The 24333-nt window shown below is 49.9% G+C and carries 21 protein-coding genes and 1 riboswitch; of the genes, 18 read left to right on the forward strand and 3 right to left on the reverse strand.

The features are described 5' to 3' along the window. Positions 1-138 precede the first annotated feature (138 nt). The 6 genes from AC0YN4_RS01470 (at position 139) to AC0YN4_RS01495 (ending at position 5461) form a co-directional block, all read left to right on the forward strand. Positions 139-561, forward strand: a complete 423-nt coding sequence (locus AC0YN4_RS01470) for an SRPBCC family protein (RefSeq protein ID WP_475780697.1) — start codon at positions 139-141, stop codon at positions 559-561. A 1-nt stretch (position 562) separates the two neighbouring features. Beyond that, positions 563-883: an ArsR/SmtB family transcription factor gene (locus AC0YN4_RS01475; protein ID WP_475834927.1), complete on the forward strand. Its 321-nt coding sequence runs from the start codon at positions 563-565 to the stop codon at positions 881-883. A gap of 132 nt (positions 884-1015) precedes the next feature. Then, positions 1016-1846, forward strand: coding sequence for an MBL fold metallo-hydrolase (locus AC0YN4_RS01480; protein ID WP_475834928.1), 831 nt, complete (start codon positions 1016-1018; stop codon positions 1844-1846). A gap of 237 nt (positions 1847-2083) precedes the next feature. After that, positions 2084-3235, forward strand: a complete 1152-nt coding sequence (locus AC0YN4_RS01485) for an MGDG synthase family glycosyltransferase (RefSeq protein ID WP_475780700.1) — start codon at positions 2084-2086, stop codon at positions 3233-3235. Between the two features lie 99 nt (positions 3236-3334). After that, positions 3335-4255 carry an aldo/keto reductase gene (locus AC0YN4_RS01490; protein ID WP_475781011.1) on the forward strand — a complete coding sequence of 307 codons (921 nt, stop codon included), beginning with the start codon at positions 3335-3337 and terminating at the stop codon, positions 4253-4255. A gap of 699 nt (positions 4256-4954) precedes the next feature. After that, positions 4955-5461, forward strand: a complete 507-nt coding sequence (locus AC0YN4_RS01495; RefSeq protein ID WP_475780701.1) for an NUDIX hydrolase — start codon at positions 4955-4957, stop codon at positions 5459-5461. A 31-nt stretch (positions 5462-5492) separates the two neighbouring features. Here AC0YN4_RS01495 and AC0YN4_RS01500 read toward each other — a convergent pair whose 3' ends face one another. Further along, positions 5493-7826, reverse strand: coding sequence for a heavy metal translocating P-type ATPase (locus AC0YN4_RS01500; RefSeq protein WP_475834929.1), 2334 nt, complete (start codon positions 7824-7826; stop codon positions 5493-5495). Between the two features lie 192 nt (positions 7827-8018). On the opposite strand from AC0YN4_RS01500, the gene AC0YN4_RS01505 reads away from it, so the two are divergent. The 6 genes from AC0YN4_RS01505 to rocF (AC0YN4_RS01530) all read left to right on the forward strand — a co-directional run bounded on the left by AC0YN4_RS01505 (position 8019) and on the right by rocF (AC0YN4_RS01530) (position 14115). Further along, entirely contained in the window at positions 8019-9254 is a 1236-nt protein-coding gene (locus AC0YN4_RS01505) for a D-alanyl-D-alanine carboxypeptidase family protein (protein WP_475834930.1), read from the forward strand. A gap of 104 nt (positions 9255-9358) precedes the next feature. Continuing rightward, positions 9359-9646 (forward strand): HesB/YadR/YfhF family protein, encoded by a 288-nt coding sequence (locus tag AC0YN4_RS01510; RefSeq protein WP_090983714.1) that lies wholly within the window; start codon positions 9359-9361, stop codon positions 9644-9646. A 105-nt stretch (positions 9647-9751) separates the two neighbouring features. Further along, a complete protein-coding gene (locus AC0YN4_RS01515) occupies positions 9752-10627 on the forward strand; it encodes a LysR family transcriptional regulator (RefSeq protein ID WP_090983712.1) in 876 nt (291 codons plus the stop codon). Between the two features lie 358 nt (positions 10628-10985). Next, positions 10986-11897 carry an arginase gene (rocF, locus tag AC0YN4_RS01520; RefSeq protein WP_475834931.1) on the forward strand — a complete coding sequence of 304 codons (912 nt, stop codon included), beginning with the start codon at positions 10986-10988 and terminating at the stop codon, positions 11895-11897. Positions 11898-11938: 41 nt separating this feature from the next. Beyond that, positions 11939-13129, forward strand: a complete 1191-nt coding sequence (locus tag AC0YN4_RS01525; RefSeq protein ID WP_475780705.1) for an ornithine--oxo-acid transaminase — start codon at positions 11939-11941, stop codon at positions 13127-13129. A 53-nt stretch (positions 13130-13182) separates the two neighbouring features. Further along, a complete protein-coding gene (gene rocF, locus AC0YN4_RS01530; protein ID WP_475780706.1) occupies positions 13183-14115 on the forward strand; it encodes an arginase in 933 nt (310 codons plus the stop codon). 61 nt (positions 14116-14176) lie between these two features. Here rocF (AC0YN4_RS01530) and AC0YN4_RS01535 read toward each other — a convergent pair whose 3' ends face one another. Further along, positions 14177-15931, reverse strand: a complete 1755-nt coding sequence (locus tag AC0YN4_RS01535) for a sigma-54 interaction domain-containing protein (RefSeq protein ID WP_475834932.1) — start codon at positions 15929-15931, stop codon at positions 14177-14179. Between the two features lie 214 nt (positions 15932-16145). Here AC0YN4_RS01535 and AC0YN4_RS01540 point away from each other — a divergent pair, with 214 nt between their 5' ends. The 5 genes from AC0YN4_RS01540 to AC0YN4_RS01560 all read left to right on the forward strand — a co-directional run bounded on the left by AC0YN4_RS01540 (position 16146) and on the right by AC0YN4_RS01560 (position 21918). Beyond that, positions 16146-17060 (forward strand): proline dehydrogenase family protein, encoded by a 915-nt coding sequence (locus AC0YN4_RS01540; protein ID WP_475780708.1) that lies wholly within the window; start codon positions 16146-16148, stop codon positions 17058-17060. A 54-nt stretch (positions 17061-17114) separates the two neighbouring features. Next, positions 17115-18683 carry an L-glutamate gamma-semialdehyde dehydrogenase gene (pruA, locus tag AC0YN4_RS01545; RefSeq protein ID WP_475835558.1) on the forward strand — a complete coding sequence of 523 codons (1569 nt, stop codon included), beginning with the start codon at positions 17115-17117 and terminating at the stop codon, positions 18681-18683. Positions 18684-18799: 116 nt separating this feature from the next. Beyond that, positions 18800-20053 (forward strand): Glu/Leu/Phe/Val family dehydrogenase, encoded by a 1254-nt coding sequence (locus tag AC0YN4_RS01550; protein ID WP_475780709.1) that lies wholly within the window; start codon positions 18800-18802, stop codon positions 20051-20053. 1 nt (position 20054) lies between these two features. Beyond that, positions 20055-21461, forward strand: coding sequence for an NAD-dependent malic enzyme (locus AC0YN4_RS01555; RefSeq protein WP_475780710.1), 1407 nt, complete (start codon positions 20055-20057; stop codon positions 21459-21461). After that, positions 21427-21918, forward strand: a complete 492-nt coding sequence (locus AC0YN4_RS01560; protein WP_475834933.1) for a hypothetical protein — start codon at positions 21427-21429, stop codon at positions 21916-21918. The genes AC0YN4_RS01555 and AC0YN4_RS01560 overlap by 35 nt, the downstream gene beginning before the upstream one ends. A gap of 351 nt (positions 21919-22269) precedes the next feature. On the opposite strand, the gene AC0YN4_RS01565 is transcribed toward AC0YN4_RS01560, so the two are convergent. Beyond that, positions 22270-22752, reverse strand: a complete 483-nt coding sequence (locus AC0YN4_RS01565; RefSeq protein ID WP_475834934.1) for an Lrp/AsnC family transcriptional regulator — start codon at positions 22750-22752, stop codon at positions 22270-22272. 220 nt (positions 22753-22972) lie between these two features. Beyond that, a riboswitch (guanidine-I (ykkC/yxkD leader) is annotated at positions 22973-23083 on the forward strand. A 74-nt stretch (positions 23084-23157) separates the two neighbouring features. Between AC0YN4_RS01565 and AC0YN4_RS01570 the strand changes: the two genes are divergently transcribed. Then, the gene (locus AC0YN4_RS01570) at positions 23158-24324 is read left to right on the forward strand and encodes an amidohydrolase family protein (protein WP_475834935.1); all 1167 of its coding nucleotides are present in this window, start codon (positions 23158-23160) and stop codon (positions 24322-24324) included. Positions 24325-24333 lie beyond the last annotated feature (9 nt).

Genomic DNA, 24333 nt, shown 5'->3' on the forward strand with positions numbered 1-24333 from the left:
CATTCTATAATTAAAGCGAAACCATTTGGTTTCGCTTTTTTGATGCTAACAGGTGCGAAAGCATGGAAGCAGATGAACTTGTATCGAATCGGTTCCGCCATTCGGATAATGATCTTACTTCAAGAGGAGAATGAGTAGATGGAGACACACGAAGCATTGCCGGATATTGTTCAAACAGGGATTTTCAAAGCGCCAATCGAGAAGGTGTGGGCGGCAATTTCAACAGCTGAAGGTCTTTCGGTTTGGTTCATGCCAAACAATTTGCAAGCGGTTGTCGGGCAAGAATTCACGATCGATGCCGGTCCGTTCGGGATGCAGCCTTGCGTTGTGAAGGAAGTGGACGAGCCGAACCGTATTTCTTTTGCATGGGGCAAGGATTGGGTTCTTACGATCACACTTCAAACTGTAGGCGACAATCAAACCGAGTGTACACTTATTCACTCCGGTTGGAAAGCCGATTATGTCAACGAATTGGGAATGCCTCACGCGGTCGTACGCACGCAGATGCAAGGTGGCTGGGTGGGTATCCATCAAGCTCTCGGCAAGTATGTAGAGGCTTAATATGGCACTTCCATCAGCGAAGCATGATGTGTTTCAGGCCATTGCCGATCCAACAAGGCGTGAGGTATTGAAGCTGCTGGTCGATCGGGAAATGCCGGTGACTGCGATTACGGGACATTTTCCGATGACACGTACTGCGGTATCGAAGCATCTCCGAATTCTTGCAGAGGCCGGCCTTGTTAAGGAGCGTAAAGTCGGACGTGAAACGCGTTACCGACTGGAAATGCAGCCGCTGCAGGAACTCAAGAATTGGCTCAATTATTATGAACGCTTCTGGGAGAATAAAATGTCAGCCCTTCAGCGTTTTGTTGAGTCTGACTGAATTTGTACATCAAGAGTGGCTGAACCGGCGAAAACCGGTGCAGTCACTTTTTTGTTTCATCCATGTCGGCGTACCCGCTTCCGAGAAAGCGCTTTTTCTGATACGCTAAATTGGAAAGGGGGTCTATCCAAATTGATCCATCATCCATCGACCGCAAAGGACATAGCACAAGGTAGCGCATCTGCTTCCATCCAGTACATTGGACAAGTCGGTGTCATCATTCGTCGCAACGGGTTTCATGTGGCTATTGATCCGTATTTAACGGACTCTGTCGACCGTTTAACCGACTTTCCGGCAGGCTATTGGACACGCAGCTATGCACCGCCTGTGCATCCTTCTGACCTGAACGATCTCGATCTTGTTCTCCTCACTCATGAGCATCAGGACCATCTTGATCCGGAAACATTGGCGATCATTGCAGATGCTTCGCCTACTTGCAAGTTTGCAGGACCGCTTGCTTGCCAGACCCTATTAGCCGATATCGGAATTGCTCCGGATCGACTTGTCGCTATGAAATACGGTACACCTTTGCAAGCTGAACCAGAGCTTAACATTCATCCAATTGCCGCTTGGCATGAAGAGCGAGAAGTGGATGCGGACGGTTGGGACCGTTATTTAGGATACATTCTGCAATGGGGTGATTTGACCATCTATCACGCCGGAGACACAGTGGTGCAAGAAGAGTTGATCGAGATGCTGCATCCGTATCGGATCGACATTGGCATGCTGCCAATTAACGGTCGGGATATGTTCCGTAATCGGTTAGGCGTTGTCGGCAATATGAATGCGTTTGAGGCAGCGGCTTTCGCAGCAGAATTGCGGATGAACGTCGTTATCCCGCTCCACTACGACCTCTATCCCAATAATAGCGAAGGCATTGCGGGTTTTGTGGATGCGCTGCTCGGTAAGTATCGCGGGCAGAAGTTTCAGCTGTTTCAGCCGGGGGAAACGCGATTCTTTTAACAGCTTCAGTTCGGGATGAATCCGTTTACAAGTCGTGAAGGAAATCGGAAGCCGAATACCGAATGAAGAGGACAGATAGGTTTACAAAAATACCAAAGTAAAGATTGGGTCAAAAAGAGCATCAGCCTGCTAGTTATAACGTATATTGGTGGTACTAGCCAAATTAATTTGGGGTAGTTTGTTCATTCGGTGCAAAGCATCCATTTGCCTTCGAAACGACTTGAGGGGGAGACGTTGATGGAGAAAGGACCGATTCTGATTCTGACCGGCGATTATGGTTCCGGGCATATTCAGGCAGCACATGCGCTCCGCAGAGCACTGGCTGCACTTCATCCTGAAATTAAAGTAGAGATTATGGATTACATGGCGGAGGCTCATCCTAGGGTTCATCCGATCAGCAAATATGTTTATTTGAATGGTGTGCAAACGTTTCCCAAGACCTACGGTTACTTCTATGGCAAAACACGTCATCATAATCGGTTGACGAGCAGCTTGAAGTTCATGCAGGCACTGGGACTTGGGAAATTTCTGACGATGCTGCAAACGGTCAAGCCTTCAGTCGTGGTATCTACCTTTCCGCTTGCTGCCGGCGCGATGTCTTTTATGAAAGATAACGGGCTTTACGCTGTTCCGACGGTCACGGTAATTACGGATTTTACAGATCACAGCTATTGGTTATATCCGGAGACGGACTATTACGTCGTGGGCTCCATTGAGGTTGCGCATAGCTTGTCCAAAGTTGGCGTTGAACCGGAGCGAATTTCAGTGACGGGCATTCCGATTCGTCCTGAGTATAACGGGGCTTATGATAAAACAGCTATTTTGGCGGAAATCGGGCTTGAACCAGCGCGCCCGACGGTCCTTGTTATGGGCGGCGGCAATGGTTTGATGGGGCAGGAGATTGGGGAAGCGTTATGCTTGTCTCTGGCTCGCAATGAACTCAACGCTCAAATGATCTTTGTTTGCGGGCATAATGACAAACTCAGACTTCAGCTGACAAGGCTGAAATTCGCGCATAAGCTGCCGATCGTCGTTACGGGCTTTACGGACCGGGTACCGGAGCTGATGGCAGCCTCTGATCTGCTTCTTACCAAATCCGGGGGACTTACATCTTCTGAGGCGCTCGCAGTCGGCTTGCCCATGCTGATCTTTAAGCCGCTTCCCGGGCAAGAGATCGATAATGCGAACTTCTTGCGCAGCTGCGGCGCGGCGATACACATCGAGGATGAGGCAGATCTACTGGCTACCATGCGTATGCTGCTGAAATCACCGGCTCGTTTAGCTACGATGAGGATGCAGGCGAAGAAAGCGAGCAAGCCATATTCCGCTGAAGCGGCTGCAGGGCTGGTCGCGGAGCTTATTGCACAATCGAATAAACAAACGGTGTAACTTGAATGGGAGTGGCGCGATTTGATTCATGCCGCTCCGTATGTTAGAACAGTAATGTTGGAGTAGAAAAGGAAACTGGAGGCGAAACGTAACATGAGCATGCAATATCGCAGACTTGGTAAAACCGATTTGAACGTATCGGTTATCGGAATCGGCACGTGGCAATTTGGCGGTGAATGGGGACAGTCGTTTACACAAGCTGAAGCGGACGCGATTCTGGATCGCGGCGCAGAGCTTGGGATCAACCTCATCGATACAGCGGAATGTTATGGCGATCATTTGTCCGAATCCCTTATCGGTGATTATTTATCCCGCCGCAAACGGGAAGATTGGATTGTTGCGACGAAATTCGGTCATCATTTCCATGAACGTTTCACGCGTACAGATGATTTCTCGGCGGCAGACGTCATTAGACAGCTTGATGCATCACTGTCCGCATTGCAGACAGATTACGTAGATTTGTACCAATTCCATTCCGGTCCGGATGTCGTCTTCGATAATGACGAGCTGTGGACCGTGTTGGACAAGCAGGTGCAAGCCGGCAAAATCAGACACCTCGGCACGTCGATCGGCAGCAACCGTAACGTGCATCAGGTAGATGCGTCCACTCAGGTCGGCTCTAAGGTAATACAAGTGGTTTATAATCGCCTTGACCAAGCGCCGGAAGAGGAAGTATTCCCATCCTGCTTGAGACAGGACCTCGGCGTTCTGGCACGCGTACCACTTGCGAGCGGATATCTCAGCGGCAAGTACAAGCCGGATGCCGTCTTCGATGTCACGGATGTGCGTCATCGCCACGACCGCGAGAGTACGGTGCAGAAGCTGCAGGAAGTGCAGCGCATTGCGACTGAAGAAGTGCCGGCAGGCGTCGATATGGCGGCATGGGCGCTCGCATGGTGCCTGAAGAACCCGGCAGTGACTGCCGTAATTCCAGGCTGCAAGAGCCCGGCGCAGGTCGATTCCAACGCAAGCGTCGTCGCGCTGTTGGAGTCCGGCCATCCGCAGGATGTACGGGTGTAGAGTTTGTAGCGTTAGGGCTGAACAGGGGCTGAACAAGGGGTTCCTGTTCAGCCTTTTTTTGCGTGGGGCTGGAAAGCCGGCAGCGTGATCGCTGTTTAGCAAGAGGGCGTCTGAGAGTTCGAAGTTCGGACTCTCGGCAAGAAAAACAGTTCATATCGGCGCTGAGCGTTCCGAAAATGAACTCTCAGTGGTGGCCTCGCCTCGCTCTGATCGCAACCATAACCACTGCCAAGCCTCGAGAGTCGGAAAACCCGACTCTCGGTCGTAAAATCACTGAAAAATGATGCTGAGAGTCGGAAAATCCGCCTCTCAGCGGCCTAAAGGATCTTTTATACATTTAAGCGTGCAATGTCGTAGGAATGAAATGGTTAGTTTAAGTGCGATAAGCGGCATTTTCGCTTACGGCGGTTGGAAGTGGCTGGTTTAGGAGGTTTGAGCGGTATATCCGATTAAAGTCAGAGGAAAGTGCTAGTTTGGCGCGGATTGTACGAATTTTGCGTGATTTAAGCCACATATCCGCTTAAGCGGTCAAGAAGTGGCTAGTTAGGAGTGATAAGCGGATAGCCGAGAATGCCAGCTGATGGTGGTAGGATGCTGCTGCGGAATCAGGATGGTTAGAGTGCTGAAAACTCTGCCACAGTATTGCTTTCCCATGCTAAACTAGTCATAACGATTAGCTCAATCATATGGAGGCTTGGGATGTACAAGTATACGATTTGTTTTATCGAACAAGGAGATAAGCTGCTTCTGTTGAATCGGGATCGACCTCCTGCGATGGGGCTGTGGAACGGCGTAGGCGGGAAGCTTGAAGCGGGGGAGGCGCCGCTTGCAGGTGTGGAACGGGAAGTTATTGAAGAGACGGGATTGCATCTCACGAACTTCCGGTATTGCGGAATCGTGACATGGCACGTGGATCACGTAGATTTCGGTGGAATGTATGTGTTCCGTGTATCGGTACCGGAGCATATCAAACTTAGCACTCCGCTTCGAATTGATGAAGGTTTGTTGGAGTGGAAGGAAAAGTCGTGGGTGCTGAACAAAGGTAATCCCGGCGTAGGCGTCATCATACCTAAATACTTACCAGCAGTCTTGACTGAAGCAACATGCTTCGAGCATCGATGCGTCATCGACAATAATCAATTAACCGCCTATGAAGCTGTACAGATATCTTCAAAAGTCGACGATGCGCTTCAGGCTATGCACTAAGCTCACAACCATCAAAAAAGCTGAGATACGGCTAACCGTGTCTCAGCTTTTTTGATGGTTCTATTGGCTTATCAGCGCCAATCAGGATCGTTAAGCTGACAAGCGTAACGAAGATTGTAGCGCCCATATCGGATAAGATGGCGATCCATAAGGTCAGCCAACCCGGAATGGTTAGCAGCAACGCGATTAACTTCAGGCCAAGCGCGAATGAAATGTTGAAGTAAATGACACGGTTCATTCGTTTGGCAACTCTTATCGCATCAGGCAGTTTTCCAAGGTGATCCTGCATCAGTACAATGTCTGCGGTCTCAACGGCGCTGTCCGTCCCTTTGCCCATCGCGATGCCTAGAGTAGCGAAGGCTAATGCAGGTGCATCATTAATGCCATCTCCAATCATCGCGACATGGCCATCTCCAGCGAGCTCTTTGATTTGGGTTACTTTATCCTCTGGCAGCAGTTCTGCGCGGTACTCCGTTACTCCGATGTGCTGTGCTACTTTCTTAGCGGAGATGGCGTGATCGCCGGTCAGCATCACGGTGCGTTTAATCCCAAGGCGATGCAGCGCATTAATGACTGCGGCGCTCTCTTCGCGTATCTCATCGGCAATCCCGAATATACCGAGCACGCTCGAAGCATCTGCAACGAGCACGACCGTCAGTCCGCGATCTTTGAGCTCTGTTAATTGTTCACGTACTTCCTGTTGGATAAACAGATGTGCGAGCGTATGTTCATTGCCGAGCCAGTAGGTTTGGCCCGCGATAACAGCTTTTACCCCACGACCAGGTAATGTCTCGATCTCTTCAGCGCTTAACAGTTCAGCTTCAAGATCGGTGACAGCTTTCATAATTGCTTTGGCTAACGGATGTGATGAGCTGCGTTCAATCGTTCCGGCAATCGTTAAGAAACGTTCCTCGTCATAGACGATTGTTTCCTCAACGACAGGAAATCCTTTGGTGAGTGTACCGGTCTTATCGAACGCTAGGATGGTGATTTTGCCGAGCTGCTCTAGGTATACGCCTCCTTTTACGAGTATCCCGTTACGAGCATTTCTGGTTATACCCGAGATGATCGCAATGGGCGAGGAGAGTATCAGCGCGCACGGACAACCGACGATTAGTACGGCCAAACCTTGATATAGCCATTTGCTCCAGGAGCCATCCAAGAAGAGGGGCGGCAGCAATATGACAATAGCAGCAATGATCATAATGATCGGCGTATAGATGCGAGAGAAGCGGTTGATGAACAGCTCCGTCGGTGTTTTGGTTTCTTGCGCTTCGGCGACCAAATGCAAAATCTTCGCAAGCGACGAGTCATTGTATGCTTTCTCGATTTCGATATGAAGCACACCTTCGTTATTTAGGCTGCCGCCGAAAACCTGATCCCCGATTGTTTTATCTACAGGAAGGGATTCACCGGTAATGGCCGCCTCACTGACAGAGCTTCGGCCGCTGGCAACTTTACCGTCGGATGGGATTTGAGAGCCCGGTTTCACAATGACGAGATCACCCGGACGAAGGGAAGCGATAGGTACAAGCTTCTCGGTGCCATTGACCAGCATCAAAGCTTCCTTAGGAGCCGAATCAAGCAATGCGGACATCGACCGGCGCGCCTTCTCCATGCCGATCCCTTCCAGCCATTCATTGATACCAAATAACAGTGAAACGAAGGCAGCTTCTTTCCATTCTTGGATGCCAATCGCGCCAATCAGCGCTATGGTCATTAACGTGTCAATATTGAACCTAAGTTTGAGTAAGTTACGGAGACCTCGCATGAACGTGGTGTAGCCGCTCAAAACAATCGATATGAGATAAATCGCAACGATGAGTCCGGAAATCCAATGCTCCTGTGCAAAAAATGCTACGCCATACAGCACCGCCGCTGCAAGGAGGCCTTTGTTTTCAAGTAAACTGCCACCATGAGCGTGAGAGTGATCGTGGTCGTGGTCGTGATCGTGATTGTGGTGACTATCAGGTCCGTGACTATGGGCGTGATGATGACCTTTGTGCTCTTGTGATTCGCCGCGATCATGATCAGGATGGTGCTCATGGCCAGCTGCAGGTTCATGCCCATGTTCGTGCTCGTGCTCATGCCCATGTTCGTGCCTGTGCTTATGCTCGTGCTTATGCTCGTGCTCATGCTCATGCCTATGCTCCGCATGCTTCTCGCCAACCTCTTGCACGATAAAAGCTCGCTCTTCCTTAAGCAGCTTCTCCACAGCTTGAAGAGAAACGAGAGGAGGGAGTTTGAGTTTGCCCGATGTATAGCTCAGAGAGGCTTCATTACCATGCTCAAGCTTACGAATCTGTCGTTCGAGCTCTAATGTACAACTAACACATGAGAGTCCTTTTACACGATATTCATTCATGGAGTCAACCCTCTCTGCACCGTCGATTTATGGGATCTTGCCTTTAGAATAGGTTGAACCTGACGGGCTGTCAAACCGATCATCCGTAGCTTTTGTCAGATCCCACAAAATAATAATTGAAGTGGAGCCTTTCCAGATGGTACGTTAGTAGCAGATGTAGGCTTCGAGCGTAACGGGAGGTCATTTGCTGACATGGCACACAACAGCATTAAGCGCATTAGCGCATTGCTTCTTCTCATACAAGTTTTCTGTTTTGCTGTTCCAGTCTATGCAGAAGAGGCTGTACAGGCTGAGCCCAACTTAGCCTCTGAATCGGCTATTCTTATGGACGCTCAAACCGGAACCGTGTTGTTTAGCAAGAACGCCGAGAAACAGCAGTTTCCGGCAAGTATTACGAAGATCGTAACAGGCATTGTCGCTTTAGAGTATGAAAGCGTTTTATCAAACTTGGTGACCGTGTCGAAGGAAGCTCGGGGCGAAGAGGGAACGCGCATTTATCTGGCCGAAGGCGAGCAGGTATCTCTGGAAAGGCTGCTCTATGGCATGCTCATGAATTCCGGCAATGATGCGGCTACGGCGATTGCTGAATATATAGATGGGTCCAAGGCCAAATTCGCAGAACGCATGAATGCATTTGTCAAAGAAAAAGCCGGCGCGGAGCACACCAATTTCGTCAATCCGAGCGGCCTGCCGGACGAAGCGCAGGTTACAACAGCCCTTGATATGGCTCGAATCAGCAGATATGCGATGCAGAACGAGATGTTCCGCACAATCGTCGCGACAAAACGAATGCCTTGGGCAGGTAAAGAGTGGACCTCATCGCTCATTAACCACAACCAAATGCTCAAAGATTATGAAGGTACGACGGGAATCAAGAACGGGTATACCGAAGCATCCGGCTTCACGCTTGTCACTTCGGCGAAACGTAACGGTATGGAGCTGATCGGCGTTATTCTGAAATCCCCTTCCAAAACAGCCGTCTATAAAGATATGACCAGTTTGCTCGATTATGGCTTTGCGCATTTTGAACTGAGGCAGCTGATTACAGCCAATGAATCCTATCCGTTCACAAGCAGCTCACCCGCCGAATTCGTAGCTGCTGAACCGATGTGGGCAGTTCTCCCCAAAGGAGAAACACCTGCAATTACCGTAACCTCCCAAGGAAATGTTTTGGTACAAAGCTCGATTGGGACGGTAGATGCTGGTACAATGGAACCAGTCAAGCCTGAACTTCCAGTGTCCGTTGCTTCTGTTACGCCTAGCCCGGAAGAAGATGTGAAGATAGCGGCAGACGTACAAAGCGGCGAGCCACCCGGAAGTACGAAGCTGACGATTCTTGTCATATGGCTGTCATTGCTTGTGTACCTGGCGGTGCTTGCCTATCTGCGGCTTAAACGTCAGAAACAGGAGCGATCAAGAGGGTTGTAGGTAGAAATAGGCATGAATTGATTCTTATTGAACAAAGAGGTAAAAGCGGGCCGGACGGCGTATATATAACATGTAACCGTATCCAAAATGAGGAGATGGAAGCGATGAGGATAATGGTAGAACAATCGGCCGCACGCTGGTATATCAGAGAAATGGAATTGTCGGATGGCGATCAATTGCGTATTTTCGTTCGTTTAGGTGGCAGCGGCAGTGTTCAACCAGGCTATTCACTCGGCATTATGAAGGATGAACCAAGAGAACCGGGGCTTCATCAGGTTGTGGAAGGCATTACGTTCTTTATGGAATCGGATAATTTGTGGTATCTGGAGGATCGTGAGTTGCAGATTCGGTTTAACGAGCAAGAGGATGACATCTGGATGGACCTCGTGTAATAGTTGAACAATACCGTAGAGTAGAAGGGCTTGCCTCCGTGCTTGCCCTTCTTTGCGTTCCCCTCTATAATGAGTCATTATGGCTTGACAAAGGCGGATTATCGCATGGATTTTAAGAAATATAAGACCTTCCAAGTAGTTGCGGATACCCTTAATCTTACAAAAGCAGCCCAGCTGCTCGGCTACACACAGCCGACCATTACGTTGCAGCTGCAATCGCTCGAGAGCGAGCTTGGCGTAACTCTGCTGAATCGTGTCGGGAAGAAGACGTATCTTACCCCTTCAGGTAAGCTTGTTAAGCATTACGTCGATCAGACGTTCGCGCTGATGGACGAGATGGAAGCGGAGCTTCGCAAACTGGATAACCCGCACGGCTTACTAACCGTAGCAGCGCCTGAATTTTATTGTACGCAGTATCTATCGCTTATCATCCATTCCTATATTTCGCAAAATCCGAAGGTGAAGCTGCAGCTGTTCTCGTGCGACAGCAATGATGCCATGAAGAAGGTTGCCACGAACGAAGCGGATCTTGCCATTATCGCCGGTCCCTGCGATTCCCAGCAGATGGAGCTTATGCCGCTGGGTAAAGAAGATCTCGTACTCGTCACGACCAAAGAACTGTTCGAGAAACACGATACGCGCACACTGCTCGAAACGTATCCGTTTATTACATACAAATCCGGATCTAATATTCAGCGGCTCGTGAACGAATGCTTGCAGGAGTACGGCTTCACCCCTGATAAATATATCGAATGCGTCACCGACGAAACGATCAAACGCACCGTGCTTTATCATACCGGTACCGCATTACTCGGCTCTGCACTCGTCGAAGACGAACTGCGCAAAGGCACGCTAGCCGAAATCCACCGCTTTCCCGGCAAAATCGAAACCTCCATGGTCATCCTCAAGAAACGGATCACCGAACAAAACATCCAATCCTTCTCCGAAATCGTTCAGCGAATCTGGAAAGAGTGGGACTAATAGATCTTACCCCAAAACCTTCAATCCAAAGTCATAAATGGATTGAAGGTTTTTCGCTTCAAAAAGTTGCACGGACGAGACGAAGTCGCACAGAAGAGGGGATGGGTGTGGGGGAGTGGAGAAGCGCCAGCGTCCGTATTTGTACTCGAATAATATCCGCAGGGTATGGTTCAAATTAATTCGAGTACAAGAAACGGTCGGAACCCCCCACGCCAAGTCCCCTCCAACGCGCCGAAGCAACCCCGTGCATAATAATACATAGGTTTTCTCAATTGTAATCATTAAGGATTTCAATTTTTTCAATAAAAATCGCTATGCTACAATGGACATACTTGAAGATATGGAAGGAGTGCAGCAGATGAACGCGGTGAAAAACAACAACATTTCCATTATCGGTGTGCCGCTGCAATATGGTGCAGATCGCAAAGGCGTCGACTTGGGCCCGGATGCGATTCGAGGCGCGAATCTTCATGAACGGTTGAAAGCGCTGGGCTTTAACATTGAGGATCTCGGCGATCTTAGCGTACAACGCAAGCTTGAAGCACCTAAACAAGGGGAGAAATTGAAGCACTTGAGCGAAATCGTACGCGTCAACACGGAGCTGTGCGAGCAAGTTACCGCTGAAATGGGGAAAGGCCAATTCCCGCTCGTTCTTGGCGGTGATCATAGCATCGCAATTGGAACCATTAAAGGCGTCCTGCAGCATGTGAAACGGCTAGGCGTCATTTGGTTTGATGCCCATACGGACGTGAATACACAAGAAACGACGAGTTCCGGTAATATCCATGGCATGTCCTTGGCAGCCGTACTCGGTTACGGGCATCCTGATCTTGTAAGCATTGGCGGTATCGAGACGAAGCTCCGTCCGGAGAACGTTGTCATTATCGGTGCGCGGTCGATCGATCCGGGTGAGCGTGCTTTTCTGAAGGAGAAAGGAATTCGCGTCTTCACGATGCACGACATTGACCGCAATGGGATGAAGCAGGTCATGGAAGAGGCTATGGAGATCGTGACGAACGGCACAGACGGCGTCCACCTAAGTTTGGACCTTGACGGCATGGATCCGTTTGAAGCTCCTGGCGTTGGTACGCCGGTGTCAGGCGGGATGTCGTATAGAGAGAGCCATTTTGCGATGGAGCTGCTCTTCGAACGGAATATTCTGGTGTCTGCGGAATTCGTTGAAGTGAATCCGATGCTGGATCAGCATAATAAGACGGCAATGGCTGCAGTGGAATTGATCGGATCGGTGTTTGGCGAACGTATTCTATAACCGCATATGCTGTAAGAGACATCGTAAGGGAGAGTGCCAGTATGGGTACCGTGACTAATCGCATTATCGAACAAACGGAGCGCTTCGGCGCCCCGAACTATCATCCGCTGCCGATTGTGATTTCGAAGGCAGAGGGCGTATGGGTGGAAGATCCGGAAGGCAATAAGTTTATGGATATGCTGAGCGCGTATTCGGCACTGAATCATGGACACCGTCATCCCCGCATCATTGCGGCGCTCAAGGAACAAGCAGACAAAGTGACGCTTACTTCGCGCGCGTTCCATAATGACCAGCTTGGCGAGTTCTACGAGAAGCTGACTGCGCTAACCGGCAAGAGCATGATTCTGCCGATGAATACAGGCGCGGAAGCAGTTGAGACAGCGCTTAAAGCGGTTCGGCGCTGGGCGTACAGCGTGAAAAAGGTACCTGCAGATCAAGCGGAAATTATCGTGTGTGAAGGCAATTTCCACGGACGGACCATTACGGTCACGTCATTCTCTTCCTCGGAGGAATATAAGGAAGGGTTCGGACCTTTTACACCGGGCTTTACAATCATTCCTTACGGCGATCTCGATGCACTGCGAGCAGCAATTACACCGAATACGGCAGCGTTTCTGGTTGAGCCGATTCAAGGTGAGGCCGGTATTATAATACCTTCGGAAGGTTTCCTAAAGGCTGCTGCAGATCTTTGCAAGGAGAACAATGTGCTCCTCGTGGCGGACGAAATCCAGACGGGATTTGGCCGTACCGGCGAGTTGTTTGCATGCGACTGGGAATCCGTTATCCCTGATATGTACATTATGGGTAAAGCGCTTGGCGGTGGAGTGTTCCCGATCTCGGCGGTTGCAGCAAACGAAGAAATTCTCGGAGTATTCAGCCCAGGTTCTCACGGCTCGACCTTCGGCGGAAACCCGCTCGGCTGCGCGGTAGCGATCGCTGCGCTGGACGTGCTCCAGGATGAAGAGCTGGTGAAACGCTCGAATGAGCTGGGTGCTTATTTCCTGGAGCAGCTTCGTCAGATTGCGAATCCGGTTATTAAAGAAGTACGCGGACGCGGTCTGTTTATCGGTCTGGAGCTGCACGGTGAAGCTCGGCCTTATTGCGAGAAGCTGAAGGAGCTGGGTCTATTGTGCAAAGAAACGCATGAAACGACCATTCGCTTCGCGCCTCCGCTTACGATTACGAAAGATCAGCTGGATTGGGCGATCACGCGCATCAAACAGCTTTTCTAAACCGGCGGATGCCGGCAATTAGCACGTAAACGACGAGTAGGATGGTGGCCACGATGGCAGAACTGAACCAAGCAGGGAACAAGAAGAAACTGAGTCTGATTGCGGTGCCTTTCGGACTCGGAGCGGGACGTCCGGGTACTGAAGAAGGACCGGAAAGCATGATGCAGGTCGGATTATTGCGTCAGCTTCGCAAAACAGCCTACGAAATCACGGGCGATTACAAAGTGAAGTGTCCACAGAAGCCGACAGCGGCGTCAGCCAAGGACTCAAGCCTCAAGCATCTGCATGAAGTGAAGGAAATGAGCAGGCAAGTAGCAGATATCGTCGCTCAGGAAGTGAGCAAAGGCAGCATTCCGCTCGTGCTTGGCGGAGACCACAGCGTAACGATTGGAGCATTGGCAGGTCTTGCGAAGGAAATCGCAAGCGTTGGTGTCATCTACTTCGATGCGCATGCAGGACTCAACACGGAAGAGAACACGCCGACAGGCAAGATGGGCGGGATGTCACTTGCCGTCGCGCTTGGCAAAGCTAAGCTTACACTTGCCGACATTACGAGCGGCGTATCCGCGACTGCGATTAAGAAACAAAATGTAGTCCTCATCGGAGTCCGTGAAGTAGAACCGGAAGAGCGCGCACTCATTCTGTCCGAAGGGATCACAGTGTTCACGATGCATGAGATTGATCGGATGGGCATTGAGAAGGTGATTGCTAAGGCAGTTGAAATTGCGGGACAAGGCACGGACGGCATCCATGTAAGCTTCTCCGCAGACTGCCTCGATCCGATGGAAGCACCTGGAGTCGGCATGCAAGTTCCGGGTGGATTGACTTATCGTGAAGCTCATTTTGCCTGTGAGCTGCTTGCAGAATCGAATCGCATTATCTCCATTGACGTCGTTGAAGTGAACGGCATGATGGATGAAAGCCGCCGCACAGCTCGCCTTGCTATTGGACTTATCGCTTCCTTACTCGGTAAACGAATTATTTGATGCAAGCGAAGAAAAGCCGTTACGACAACGATCCCCGGATCGCTCGCAACGGCTTTTCTCATTATTCCAGACCGAATTCCTTCATCTTGTTGTACAGCGTCCCGCGGGATACGCCGAGCAGCTTAGCCGCGGCGCTCTTATTGCCGGCGGTCTTGGCCAGCGCATCGTGAATGAGCAGCTGTTCTTCTTCGTTGGTGCTGCCCGCCTTTAATCGTTTCTCGCCATCGGTAGTAACGGAGTCGGTTTCCTTGCGGGTATGAGCCAAACTTGGCTGTCTTGCTTGGAGTGCTGCGGGCAAGTGCTCTAATGTAAGGGTGTCTTCATCGCTTAGTATGATGCAGCGTTCAATGACATTGCGCAGCTCAAGGATGTTGCCCGGCCAGTCATAGTTAGCAAAAGCGAGCATCACTTCCGGTGACAGCGTAGGCAGCGGCTTCTGATAATGCAGGGAGAACTGCTTCAAGTACATCTGCAGCATCGCCGGAATATCTTCCGGCCGCTCCCGCAGCGGCGGGATGGAGAGAGAGACGACATTCAGCGCATAATACAAATCGGACCGGAAAAGCTGCTCCGCTACTTTAGCCGCCAAATCAGTCGTCGATGCCGCAATAATTCGCGTTCGCAGGGCAATCGGTTTGCTGCCTCCGGTGCGGGTAATCGTTTGCTGCGAAATGTAATGGTACAGCTTTGCTTGCAGCTCTAGGGATAGACGGTCGATTTCATTAATGAATAAGGTTCCGTCCTTAGCTTGCTCCAGTTTGCCGGCTTCCCCGGCTTCCGCACCGCTGAAAGCCCCGCCTTGGAAACCGAAGAGCTCGGTTTCGAGCAGGCCCATCGGGACGATGCCGCAATTCACGGACAGAAACGCGTGATCGGCACGCGGCCCGGAATTATGAATAATTTGAGCAAGCTGTTCCTTACCTACGCCGCTTTCACCGATCAACAGAACAGGGGTGTCAGTAGCTGCGACCTTATTCGCCCACTGCATGACTTTGCCGATGGCAGGCCCTTTGCCTTTCATGAGGGAGTACAGTTCCGTATCCGCTGATTTCTGCAGATGCGAGAAGGTATGCGCGGAGCTCAATTGTTCATTAAGTCTAACGAGCTGCGTAATTTCCTGCTCGGCTGCGATGCCGCCAATAATCACGCCTTGAGAATCGCGAATGGGAGCGGCATTAATTAGAACATGTGTATCTTCGCGCGGCCGATGATAGGTGTTGCGAATCATTCTGCCTTCGTCGAGTATTTTCAATACCATAAGGGTTTCGGTTTCGAAATGTTCGCCGATGCGCCTTCCGAGAATGTCGGCTTTGGGTAAGTTATAGATTTCTTCGGCGACCGGGTTCCAGCAGATGACCTCGCCGCTTCGATCGACGACCGTAACGGCTTCCGTAACCGTCTCTGAGAGCGTATTGAAATAAGCTTCCCAGCGCTGCTGCTCGGAGTGGAGATGACGGATTAAATCAGGCAAATGAATATAGCCCAGAATTGTACCGTTTGTTTCACGTAGAAGAACCGGACGATTCGTCGACAAGGGGAATAAGTTAAAGTTGTCATTCGCTACGTCGCAGAGGGCAGAACGGAACCACGGGTTTTCGCCGAACAGCTCCGGTGCTGAAGCGTGATTGCTGAGAAGTCCACTCTCCAAGAGAGCCAGGTCTTCGGGAATGACCAGGACAGCTTGTTTAATGTCTTCCTTAATAGCAAGAATGACGGCTTTGTTTTCTCTTAGGGGTTGCAGCAGTTGTTCCACTGTCGCTGCGCCAGACAGAAACATCACTTGATTGTTCAATGGTAGTTGTTCAATTTTGAACATAACAGCCCTCGCTATGGCGTAAGATGACTCAAATTTACCATACTTTGTCGAACTTATTCAACCGATTTGCCCTCAGAGAAGGTTGTACAGTTGTTCAAAACATTGGATGAACACTTTTATTGAACAAATACTGTTCAAAACATAAATTCGAGTGTATAATTCTCTGTAGTGAAATGAACAACTTTGTGCAACTCAACAGGGGGGACTTGATCGCATGGAAATGATGCTTCGAAATATGTTTCAAGCATTGGGCAAGAGCCGATCTGCCAACCGTTTAGCTAAGAAATATGGTCTTCGCTTTGGCGCAGCCCGTTTCGTTGCAGGCGAGACGATTAAACAGTCGATCGATGCCGTACGTAAACTCAATGATGATGGTCGTATTGCGACGCTGGATCATTTGGGTGAATTTGTGTTTAGCGAAGAAGAGGCACGTGAGTCCGCTGATATGTGTATTCAGACACTTGATGCGATCGCAAGCTCCGGTGTTACTTCCAATCTGTCGCTGAAGATGACCTCGCTAGGTCTGGATATCAGCCGCGAGCTTTGCACGAGCAACATGAGACGGATTTTGACTCGTGCTCGGATGCATAATAATTTTGTCCGCATTGACATGGAAGATTACGCGCATTGCCAAGTTTCGCTCGATATTTATGAGGAGCTTCGCAAGGAATTCGACAATGTCGGCATTGTTATTCAAGCGTATTTGTACCGGACCGAGCAAGATATTCAGAATCTGAATGCGCTTGGCGCGAATTTGCGTCTCGTGAAGGGTGCATACAAGGAATCGCCTGATGTGGCGTTCCCAGAGAAGAAAGATGTGGATGATAACCTGAAACGGATTATCCAGCAGCATATGAAGAACGGCAATTACACCGCAGTTGCCAGCCATGATCCGGCCATTATTGATTTTACGAAAGCATTCGTTCAAGTGGAAGGCATCTCGAAGGAGCGCTTCGAGTTCCAGATGCTGTATGGGATCTGCGAGGATCTTCAGAAGCAGCTCGTGCAAGAAGGCTACCGTGTTCGTGTGTATGTGCCTTATGGCGTCGATTGGTTCGGTTATTTCATGCGCCGCCTGGCTGAGCGTCCGGCCAATGTTTGGTTCGTTCTCAAGAACATGTTTAAGTAAATAATAGCCTTACGACTACATTAGACCCGTATCCGGGAGAGGAGCCTGACCATGATGAAGACATTTACAGAAGTGAAACCATATGCGAACGAGCCGTTTACGAACTTTGCACTTGAAGAGAATAAGCAAGCCATGCAAACGGCAATTGCCAAGGTGAAATCTGAATTGGGTCGTCATTATCCGCTTACGATCGGCGGCGAGAAGATCGAGACGGAAGCTAAAATCACGTCGATCAACCCCGGTAATATAGACGAAGTAATCGGTTATGTGAGCAAAGCGAATCAGAAGCTTGCTGAACAAGCGATGCAAGCCGCATTGACTACATTCGAAACATGGAAGAAAGTACCTGCCCGCGAACGCGCCGAGTACTTATTCAAAGCAGCGCATCTGATGCGTGAGCGCAAGCATGAATTCTCTGCAACGATGATTCTTGAGTCCGGCAAAAACTATGTAGAAGCTGATGTGGATACAGCAGAAGCAATCGACTTCCTGGAGTTCTACGGACGCGAGATGATTCGCTTGAGCAACACGAACGAAACGCAGCCGCTTACGAAGATTCCGGGCGAAGATAACCAAATCACATACATTCCGCTTGGCGTTGGTGTTGTTATTCCACCATGGAACTTCCCGCTTGCGATTTGCGCGGGTATGACGACAGCAGCTGTTGTTTCTGGTAACACAGTGCTGCTTAAACCGGCATCCACAACTCCGGTTATCGCGCATAAATTCTTTGCTCTTATGGAAGAAGTAGGATTGCCGGCAGGCGTAATCAACTTCATTCCGGGCAGCGGCGCTGAAGTGGGCGACTACTTGACGACGCATCCGAAAACGCGTTTCATCAGCTTCACAGGCTCCAAAGAAGTCGGTCTTCGGATCAATAAGCTGGCAGCTGATACCGTTCCGGGTCAAATCTGGATCAAACGCGTCATCGCTGAAATGGGCGGCAAAGACGGTATCGTGGTCGACGAAACTGCAGATCTGGAAGCAGCGGCAGCAGCAATCGTTGCGTCTGCATTTGGTTTCCAAGGACAGAAGTGTTCGGCCGGCTCGCGTGCGGTTATCGTGGAATCGGTTTACGATCAAGTCGCTGAACGAGTTGTTGAATTGACGAAGAAGCTGAAGTGGGGTCTGCAAGAGCATGATTTTGCAGCAGGTCCGGTCATTGATCAAACGTCCTACGACCGCATTCTTGATTATATCGAAGTGGGTAAACAAGAAGGCACGCTGCTTGTTGGCGGCGATAAAGCAGAAGGCAACGGCTACTACATCCAACCAACTGTGTTCGGCGATGTAGGCGGCAAAGCGCGGATCATGCAAGAAGAGATCTTCGGACCGGTACTTGCGCTTGCTAAAGCGAAAGACTGGCAGCAAGCGATCGCGATGTACAACGATACGGAGTTTGGTTTGACAGGTTCTTACTTCTCGACAGACGAAGATCGAATTGCTGAAGCTCTGGAAACGGTACATTGCGGTAACCTCTATATTAACCGCAAGTGCACGGGCGCGCTTGTAGGTGTTCATCCATTCGGCGGTTTCAATATGTCCGGTACGGATTCCAAAGCAGGCGGCTATGATTATCTGCTGCTCTTCACACAAGCTAAACTGACTTCCCGCAAAATCTAATGAACTTTGCGGCCCTCTATTGCGAATGGCTTGGAGGGCCGTTCTCTATTTATTCGCGCCAACGCCAAGCCATCATTCCATCTATCTTCACATCCACCTGAGGGGGCCCTATACAAATGAATAAGGTCAAAGAAAATGTAGACGTACTTGCAAGAACGCAGCAAGTCATTGAAACGGCTTTAACTAAGCTTGGATATGAGAGCGCTTTCTACGAACTGCTTAAGGAGCCGCTGCGTCAGCTAACCGTTCGCATCCCGGTGAAGATGGATGATGGCAAGGTGAAAGTGTTTACTGGCTACCGGGCGCAGCATAATGATGCGGTTGGTCCGACTAAGGGCGGTGTTCGTTTCCACCCGGATGTTACGCAGGAGGAAGTGAAAGCGCTGTCGATGTGGATGAGCATCAAGTGCGGCATTACGAATTTGCCGTATGGCGGCGGCAAAGGCGGCATTCAATGTGATCCGCGTACGATGTCCTTCGGTGAATTGGAACGACTTAGTCGGGGTTATGTTAGAGCGATCAGTCAGGTTGTTGGACCGACGAAGGATATCCCTGCGCCGGATGTATTTACGAATTCGCAGATTATGGCGTGGATGATGGACGAGTACAGCCGCATCCGTGAGTTTGATTCCCCGGGATTCATTACCGGGAAACCGCTTGTCCTTGGCGGCTCGATCGGCCGTGAGTCGTCCACAGCGCTTGGCGTGAGCATCGTCATGTATGAAGCGGCTAAAGTGCTTGGAATCGAGATCCGGAAGGCTCGCGTCATCATCCAAGGCTTCGGAAATGCCGGAAGCTATTTGGCGAAATTTCTGCATGATGCCGGGGCAACGATCGTCGGTATCTCGGATGCGGCCGGTGCGCTCTACAATCCGGAGGGCCTTGATATCGACCATCTGATGGACCGCCGCGATTCATTCGGCTGTGTCACCAATCTATTCCCGAATCGCATTACGAATCAGGAATTATTGATTCAAGATTGCGATATCCTAATTCCGGCGGCAATCGAGAATCAAATTACGGAAGACAATGCACATCTCATTAAAGCGAAACTGCTTGTAGAAGCGGCAAATGGGCCAACGACCCATATGGCTACTCAGATTTTAACCGAACGCGGCATCATGATTGTTCCTGACGTATTGGCAAGCGCAGGCGGCGTGGTTGTATCGTATTTCGAATGGGTACAAAATAATCAGGGATACTATTGGACAGAGGAAGAAGTTAACGATCGTCTGAAGAAGATTCTTGTGGATGCGTTCAACAATGTGTACCGCACTTCCCAAGAGAAGAAGACAGATATGAGGCTGTCCGCCTATATGGTAGGATTAAAGCGAGTAGCTGAAGCCGTAAGATGGAGAGGTTGGGTCTAAGATGGCACAAACTAGCATTATTTTCAGGTTGGAGCTCGATCATAAGAAAGTTACCTTCGGCGATGTAGCCGCAACCATCAGCAAGGCGGGCGGGGATATTACGTCGATTGACGTTATCCGCCCGGGTCATGACACGTCAACGCGCGATATTACGGTCGATCTCTCGGATAAAAATGAATCGGTTATGGTGGATGCGCTGCGTGGACTGGACGGCATCACCGTTATCAACGTGTCGGACCGTACGTTCTTAGTTCACTTGGGCGGGAAAATCACCATTCAACCGACGCTGCCCATCAAGAATCGCGATGATCTATCGAAGGTATATACGCCGGGAGTGGCGCGTGTTTGTACGGCAATTGCCGAGAATCCGCAGAAAGCCTATTCGCTTACGATCAAACGAAATACGGTAGCTGTCGTCACGGACGGAACTGCCGTACTAGGTCTTGGTGATATCGGCCCCTATGCCGCGGCACCTGTAATGGAAGGGAAAGCGATGCTGTTCAAGCAGCTCGCAGGCGTTGATGCGTTCCCGATCTGTCTGGATACGAAGGATACGGAGGAGCTCATTCGGACAATTAAAGTGATGAGTCCCATCTTCGGGGGCATCAATCTGGAGGATATCAGTTCTCCGCGCTGCTTCGAAATCGAAAACAGGCTCGCCGATGAGCTGGATATTCCGGTCTTCCATGACGATCAGCACGGTACAGCCGTTGTCGTCATTGCAGGATTGCTGAACGCGCTTAAGGTAGTAGGCAAACGGATCGAGAATATTCGCGTTGTCGTGAACGGCATTGGCGCGGCAGGCGTTTCGATCTGCAAAATGCTGCTGCAAGCCGGTGTGAAGCGGCTCGTCCCGGTTGACCGTGACGGTGCCATTATTCGCGGCGGATCATACGAGCATCACCCGATGTGGCAATGGCTCTCGGAGCAGCCGCAGGTGGAAACCAATAGCGGCCCGTTGAAGGAAGTCATCGCTGGTGCCGACGTATTCATCGGGGTATCACGTGCGCGCGTGCTTGGTGAGGAAGATGTGAAACGAATGGCGCCGGGGAGCATCGTGTTCGCGATGGCTAATCCGGAGCCGGAGATCACGCCGGAAGAGGCGCTTCCGCATGTGGCGGTATTTGCAACGGGCCGAAGTGATTATCCGAATCAAATCAACAATGTGCTCGTATTCCCCGGATTGTTCCGCGGAGCGCTCGATTGCAGGGCAAGAAGAATCAATGAACCGATGAAGCTGGCGGCGGCAAGAGCGATCGCATCGGTCGTTTCGAGCAGCGAGCTCAATGAGCACTACATAATTCCGAGTATTTTCAACGAGCAGGTCGTGATCCAGGTTCGCAAAGCGGTCATCGAAGCGGCCATTCTGACGAATGTCGCAAGACGAACGCCGCCGGAATATCGGTAAACGGGAGAGGGAGAGGGACGTTCTGACTCATAAACAGTTAGCTTCATCATGCTTCAACAAAGTTTGGGATCTGCTTAGTAAGGAAGAACGAACGGAGCGGGAGAGCGAAGAGATGGTGCATCTGTGCCACAGCTCATTCTGGCATTGGACGCAGGTTGAGGAGCATACACCAACGAATCTATCTGTCGGCTACTGGCAGCTGGCTCGCGTTTACGCGGTTATCGGACAGGGTAGTCAGGCGCTGGATTACGCTAACAAATGCCTGAAAGTCAGCGCCGATGCTGAGCTGAACGCTTTCTATATGGCCTATGGTTATGAAGCGGCTGCGCGGGCTTACTCGGTACTCGGCGATTCGTCGCAAAAGGATGAGGCGTTAGCGCAAGCGAATGATTATGTGGAACGGATTACAGATACGGAAAGCAAGAGCTGGGTAGCTGCTGATCTTGTCACGATTTAGTGCTTGGTTGCACAAGGGCATTAAAATAATCGAAGCTTTAGTTGAAGGTCCGTCGTAGCTTTAGTTGAAGGTGACGAATCATAAAGTAGCAAACGACGATCTTGCGGTTATTTTTCTAACGAATCAAGGAAGTCTTATTTGCCCGGAATGGGGGAATTTGAAATTCTAACGGTCTTATCTAGACCAAATTCCGTGTCAAACTGCCTGTTTCGGCGGAATAAGGCTTCTACGATTCGTTAGAATTTCAAAACTCGTTATTTTGGCGAAATAAGACCTCTAGGATTCGTTAGCGTTTCCCGCGAGAAACTTGCTAACAGTGAGAGACTGCCTCTCCACGCTCCAACCCCCTTGCTATAATTTCATCCCAAATCGACTCTTATACCGCTTCATGAGCAATTGGCAATCTACGCTTACGACACCTTTCATGGCGTACAGCTTCTCCACCAGAAATGATTCCATGAATTGAATGTTCGGGAAGATCGCATGCATATGCAGCTTGCTCGGTCCTGTCATGTGATATAAGCTCGTGACCTCGTCAACGGTTGCGAGTTTTTCTGATATTTCCTGCAGGTGTGAAGGCTCAACATCCACATTAAAGAAAGCGGACACGTGGATGCCGATCTTAGCGGGATTTATAACGGCAGTGAAACGTTCAATGACTCCGTTCTCCAGCAAAGCGCTTATCCTCGATTGCACGGCTACACGCGATAAACCAATCTCCTTGCCGATATCCGTGTAAGATATCCTCGCATTGTCATGAAGAAACTGAATGATTTTACGATCAATCTCATCTAAAGGGTATTCTGCACATTCATTCTTTTCGTAATTTTCCATGCTCGTCCTCCTGAATTAAATATACAAACAGCGATAAAAACCCAATTTATTTTACGAAACGTAAGTATAAATTCATCATATACTAACCAATAGAATTTTCAATTGATATTTTCATATCGTAATGAAAATATTGTTGTTGCACAAACGAAATTTGTTTGTTATGTTATATGCATGTTAATAAACATAACATAAACGAGAAATCACCACCAAACAATTGAATAAGAATGACATCTAGGGTTCCACAATGTCGATAATTACTTCATTGGTTCGGTCCGAGAGTTGTCACATGGCAAAGTTGCCGTGCACACGGAGGGATAAAAGCCCGGGAGATATCTTAGCAGATATTTTTCGGGCTTTTTATGTTGTCCTATAACAAGAGATCAATATTGGCTGGAGGGGATAACAGTGGGGCAATGGCTACGCAATGTAATCGTGAATGAGGGGATACACCACATTTACATCGATCAAGGAAGAATAGCTGACATCTTATCGAAGCAAGACTTGATTCCACATTACGCGAAGAGTTGGAATGCCGAGAACTTGCTCTTGCTTCCGACGCTGGAAGATTATCACGTACATCTGGATAAGCAGTTTCCTGCAGACCGATGGTTATCTCGAAGAAGAGCTGCCACCATACTCGATCAGTTTCAACTGGAGAAGGAGCTGCTTGCACCGCACAGAGCAGGCTTAATAGATCGTGCTAAGCAAACGCTGGATCACATGCTGGCGTGCGGTACGACTCGCGCCAGAGTTCATGTCGATATCGATCCCGAAATCGGATTACGTCAGTTGGAAACGATTGTTCAAGTACAAGAGCTGTACAGAGGTTTGGTAGATATTGAAATCGCTGCTTTCCCGCAGCAAGGTCTGCTTCGCTCCTCGTCAGTACCGCTTCTGAAGCAAGCCCTCCGTGAAGGAGCGACCATAGTCGGTTGTGTCGATCCAGCCGGCGTTGATCGTCAGATCGAAGCTTGCTTGGATGCCGTGTTTGAGATGAGTGTGGAATATGGCGCAGGCGTTGACATTCATTTGCATGATCCGGGTCATCTCGGCCTTTATACCATTGAACGCATTACAGACTACACACAACAAACAAGTAAGCAAGGAAAAGTAGCCGTCAGCCACGCCTATTGCTTAGGAGAAATCGATGAGCGAGCTTCTGAAGAAATCGCGTATCGCCTTGCGGAGCAGAATGTCATGATCATCACGAGTGCGCCTATCGATTCCGCGATGCCAAGAGTGGATCAGCTTACAGCGCTCGGCGTTAACGTCAAGCTAGGCACAGACCATACAGGACTGGATGCATGGACCCCTTTCGGAAGCCCGGATTTGTTAGCACGAGGCAGAAGGCTTGCTGAGAAATACATGTGGAATGATGATGAGCGGCTTCGTGCTGTATATCCTTATCTGACTTCGGATCCGCTGGAAGTTCATATCGGAGATCAAGCAGATTTCATTTTAGTTCAAGCGCTAAATGCTGAGCATGCGATCGCTGCAGCGCCTCAAAGGGAAATCGTTGCTGTCCAGGGTAAGGCTGTCGCCGGTAGGCAAATCGACCGTGCATGGCAATAAAAAGCTGAG

Source organism: Paenibacillus sp. J22R3 (assembly GCF_056269305.1).

Bases quoted from the DNA above. Each gene is read 5' to 3' on its own strand.
- rocF (WP_475780706.1), top strand. From the start codon at position 13,183: ATGGCAGAACTGAACCAAGCAGGGAACAAGAAGAAACTGAGTCTGATT.
- AC0YN4_RS01490 (WP_475781011.1), top strand. From the start codon at position 3,335: ATGCAATATCGCAGACTTGGTAAAACCGATTTGAACGTATCGGTTATC.
- AC0YN4_RS01540 (WP_475780708.1), top strand. From the start codon at position 16,146: ATGGAAATGATGCTTCGAAATATGTTTCAAGCATTGGGCAAGAGCCGA.
- AC0YN4_RS01525 (WP_475780705.1), top strand. From the start codon at position 11,939: ATGGGTACCGTGACTAATCGCATTATCGAACAAACGGAGCGCTTCGGC.
- AC0YN4_RS01565 (WP_475834934.1), bottom strand. From the start codon at position 22,752: ATGGAAAATTACGAAAAGAATGAATGTGCAGAATACCCTTTAGATGAG.
- AC0YN4_RS01515 (WP_090983712.1), top strand. From the start codon at position 9,752: ATGGATTTTAAGAAATATAAGACCTTCCAAGTAGTTGCGGATACCCTT.
- AC0YN4_RS01560 (WP_475834933.1), top strand. From the start codon at position 21,427: ATGTCGCAAGACGAACGCCGCCGGAATATCGGTAAACGGGAGAGGGAG.
- AC0YN4_RS01485 (WP_475780700.1), top strand. From the start codon at position 2,084: ATGGAGAAAGGACCGATTCTGATTCTGACCGGCGATTATGGTTCCGGG.
- AC0YN4_RS01510 (WP_090983714.1), top strand. From the start codon at position 9,359: ATGAGGATAATGGTAGAACAATCGGCCGCACGCTGGTATATCAGAGAA.
- AC0YN4_RS01535 (WP_475834932.1), bottom strand. From the start codon at position 15,931: ATGTTCAAAATTGAACAACTACCATTGAACAATCAAGTGATGTTTCTG.
- AC0YN4_RS01475 (WP_475834927.1), top strand. From the start codon at position 563: ATGGCACTTCCATCAGCGAAGCATGATGTGTTTCAGGCCATTGCCGAT.
- AC0YN4_RS01470 (WP_475780697.1), top strand. From the start codon at position 139: ATGGAGACACACGAAGCATTGCCGGATATTGTTCAAACAGGGATTTTC.
- pruA (WP_475835558.1), top strand. From the start codon at position 17,115: ATGAAGACATTTACAGAAGTGAAACCATATGCGAACGAGCCGTTTACG.
- AC0YN4_RS01505 (WP_475834930.1), top strand. From the start codon at position 8,019: ATGGCACACAACAGCATTAAGCGCATTAGCGCATTGCTTCTTCTCATA.
- AC0YN4_RS01495 (WP_475780701.1), top strand. From the start codon at position 4,955: ATGTACAAGTATACGATTTGTTTTATCGAACAAGGAGATAAGCTGCTT.
- rocF (WP_475834931.1), top strand. From the start codon at position 10,986: ATGAACGCGGTGAAAAACAACAACATTTCCATTATCGGTGTGCCGCTG.
- AC0YN4_RS01500 (WP_475834929.1), bottom strand. From the start codon at position 7,826: ATGAATGAATATCGTGTAAAAGGACTCTCATGTGTTAGTTGTACATTA.
- AC0YN4_RS01555 (WP_475780710.1), top strand. From the start codon at position 20,055: ATGGCACAAACTAGCATTATTTTCAGGTTGGAGCTCGATCATAAGAAA.
- AC0YN4_RS01550 (WP_475780709.1), top strand. From the start codon at position 18,800: ATGAATAAGGTCAAAGAAAATGTAGACGTACTTGCAAGAACGCAGCAA.